This window comes from Collinsella sp. 4_8_47FAA (assembly GCF_000763055.1).
Classification (GTDB): domain Bacteria; phylum Actinomycetota; class Coriobacteriia; order Coriobacteriales; family Coriobacteriaceae; genus Collinsella.
Genome location: NZ_KN214149.1, coordinates 1 through 1,625, shown reverse-complemented (window position 1 = coordinate 1,625; position 1,625 = coordinate 1). Strand labels below are relative to the sequence as shown.

The following is a 1,625-nucleotide window of genomic DNA, read 5'->3' as shown; positions in this document are numbered from 1 at the left end:
CTTCATCCGAACACTTCCCACATTCATCCGCACATGTGCGGATGAATGTGGGAACCCGATACCCTGAGGGCCGGACCGGCCGGCCCCGGGAGATCGGAGGACGGCATGTCCGGAAAGAAGAATAGGGGCTCCGCGAGGGCGGTCCCGAGGGCCTACGGAAGGCTCACGAGGCACGAGCGGGACACGGTCCAGAGGATGCTGGAGCGCGGGGCCTCGTGCAGGGAGATCGCGAGGGAGCTGGGCAGGTCGCCCTCGACGGTGAGCGCCGAGGTGGCGTCGCACAGGTTCGTGACGGCGCCGAAGCCCAGGCGCGGCGAGCGCGTGGACGCCTCCGCCGACCTGTCGGCGGCCTGCCCGCGCCTGGCCGCGTGGCCGCGATGCTGCAACGGCTGCGGCCGGTACCGCGCGATCGGCTGCAAGCGCCGCCCCCACGTCTTCTACGAGGCCCGGGCCGCGCAGCTGTGCGCCGACTCGGTCCTCGTCTCGTCCAGGCGCGGGATAGACGCCGACGAGCCCGCCGCGGCGGCCAGGCTGGAGGCGATAAGGGACTGCCTGCGCCGGGGGCTCTCGCCCGAGCAGATGGCGGCGCGCAACGGCGGCCCGGTGGACCTGTCGCCGTCGACCATCTACCGCTGGGTCTCGGCGGGCTACGACGGCATGACCAACATGGAGCTCAGGCGCAAGGTCGGCTACAGGCCGAGGAAGAGCGCCGCCGGCCGGGCGGCCACGCGCCACTCCGCCCGCAGGTCGCATGCCGCGTTCCTCGCCCTCGGGGAGGACGCGTGCGCCGCGGCCTGGGAGATGGACACGGTCGAGGGCGCCCGGGAGGACTCCGCCTGCCTGCTCACGCTGCTGCACCGCCCCAGCAGGCTCCAGCTCGCGCTGCCGCTGGAGGAGAAGACCGCCGGGTGCGTCGCGGACGCCCTGGGCGATATCAGGGAGGTCCTCGGCGCCGACGGCATGGGCAGGGTCTTCCGCGCCGTGCTCACCGACAACGGCGCCGAGTTCTCCGACGAGGCGGCGATCGCGGCGCTGCTCGGCGAGGGGCCGGGCGAGACGAGGCTGTTCTACTGCGACCCCGGGCGCAGCGACCAGAAGGGCGCCTGCGAGCGCAACCACGTCGAGATCAGGAAGCTGCTGCCCAAGGGCGCCGGAATCAGGTTCGACCGGCTCGCCCCGGCCGACCTGGCGCTGGCCATGTCGCACGTGAACTCCGAGCCCCGCGGCGCGCTCGGCTTCGCGACGCCCGCGCGCGCCTTCAGGGCGATGCTCGGGGAGGACGCGGCGGCGCTGCTGGACGCCTACGGTGTGTGGGACGTGCCGCTCGGCGACCTCGACCTGACGCCGGGGCTCATCGAGAGGGCGCGCGCCGAGAGGGGCGATGCCCCGCTGGCCTAGCCTAGAAGGAAAAACGGAATAGACGGACCGACCGTCCGGCTGAGTCTGGGAAGAGGTGCCGGGCGGCGGGCGGAGCATGGCCACCGGACCTATCGAAACACATCTCCACCGTTCCATCAACTGGGAAAACGGCGCCCCCGGACCCCAGGAGGGGCCGCGGGGGCGTTCGGCTAGCTGCGGGAATGGCCTATTTGCTCAATGTGTTCGGCTGAGATCGGAAATCAACC

General features: G+C 71.9%; 1 protein-coding gene. It reads left to right on the top strand.

Annotation, left to right across the window (positions count from 1 at the left end; all coding sequences use genetic code 11):
- Positions 1–45: 45 nt before the first annotated feature.
- A complete protein-coding gene (locus tag HMPREF9463_RS10165; RefSeq protein ID WP_369796812.1) occupies positions 46–1,398 on the top strand; it encodes an IS30 family transposase in 1,353 nt (450 codons plus the stop codon).
- The last annotated feature ends 227 nt before the right edge of the window (positions 1,399–1,625 follow it).